Below are 1,351 nucleotides of genomic sequence, written 5' to 3'. Positions count from 1 at the left end.
GCATTGTGCGACGAAGCGACACTTGAGGGCATTTTGGAAGACGGTGGCGTGGTGACAACCAAACGCCAAGATTTAGTTTGCGATGAAATTGCTAATCACATCGAAGCGGGCAAGTTAGTCACTAAGCTTTCGATGAGCTGGATGGAGCAACTCAACTTCGTCATTAACGATAGCTTTGTCATTTCCCGATTGAACTTTGCCGACGCGCTGATTGAGCAGAACGACGATATCGATCGCGAAGATGAAGTGCAGCGGTTTGATGCGGACTTCGTTTTGTTTACCGGCGTCATTATGGAACTGCTGGATCAGTTAATTGCAGCTTTCGGCGGGGAAGCGAAATCATCTTCTGAGAGCAAAGAGGAAGGTGGGGACGCGACTGATAATGGCGGTCAGGGTGACGACGAGTAACGCGTAACCATAGCGGGTATGAATTAGGTAACCACTAGCGAGGGGTTGGCTTAATGCTTCGTTGGACTGAAGAGCAGCAACGCGAATATGAGCAACGAATGGGGCGAAGCGCGGGGGGTAAATCAGCACCGAAAAATGACACTCAGCCTGTCATCCCCCTACAACCAGCCATTGAGTCAGCACCTGCTGAGCTGACGGCAAAGCAACGTACCCAAGCGCTGGGGCGGTTACGAACGGGCACAATGAATAAAACCGAAGCACGCTACGCCGAACACCTGAAATGGCGTATGCATGCTGGTGAAGTCGCCTGGTTTAAGTTTGAATCCATCAAACTACGACTTGCTGACCAAACAACGTATACAGCGGACTTCTTCGTCATGCTGACCTCGGGTGATCTGGAGGTGCATGAAGTGAAGGGGCATTGGGAAGAGGATGCGCGAGTCAAAATAAAGCTTGCCGCTGAACTCTATCCCTTCCGTTTTCTGGCCGTGAAATGGCTCAAAGATGAGGGGGAGTGGAACTTTGAAGACTTCTCCCCGTGGTACAACAAGGAAAATCCATGAGCGTGACTGACAGCCTGGTAAAGCAATTTTTTGACACCTGGTTCTTATCAACGGAGCGCAAAAAGCGTAATGACGATACTTGGCGTCCACCAGTTGAGGGGCAAGATGATCCTACGCTATATCACGTTCGTAGAGATGCAGCCTATGAAGCTTGGTTTGCCCGCAGCGATTACCCGTTGTTGAGTGCCAAAGCTATGACAATGCACGATGAGATGTACCGCTATTTGCATAACGTTCGCAAAGCGCGTGAAGCTGAAATTAACAAAGAGCGGCCACCTGCGGTACTGCGGGATTTGGGCGTTTCTTCACTCAGGGACCTGGCAGACTATCTGATCCGCAACGACATTGCGGGCAGGCTGGTATAACAGGGGTAACTCACC

General features: G+C 50.7%; 3 protein-coding genes. All 3 read left to right on the top strand.

The features are described from left to right. Positions 1-408: recombination-associated protein RdgC (rdgC, locus tag ACVRRC_RS21720; protein ID WP_472997538.1), on the top strand; the 408-nt coding region annotated here is incomplete at its 5' end. A 53-nt stretch (positions 409-461) separates the two neighbouring features. Then, entirely contained in the window at positions 462-971 is a 510-nt protein-coding gene (locus ACVRRC_RS21715) for a DUF1064 domain-containing protein (RefSeq protein ID WP_472997537.1), read from the top strand. Beyond that, positions 968-1,336 (top strand): hypothetical protein, encoded by a 369-nt coding sequence (locus ACVRRC_RS21710; RefSeq protein ID WP_094962265.1) that lies wholly within the window; start codon positions 968-970, stop codon positions 1,334-1,336. The genes ACVRRC_RS21715 and ACVRRC_RS21710 overlap by 4 nt, the downstream gene beginning before the upstream one ends. Positions 1,337-1,351: the final 15 nt, after the last annotated feature.

Source organism: Stutzerimonas sp. LR2 (genome assembly GCF_055755175.1).
The sequence above is the reverse complement of the archived record's forward strand: the minus strand, read 5'-3'. Positions and strand labels throughout refer to the sequence as shown.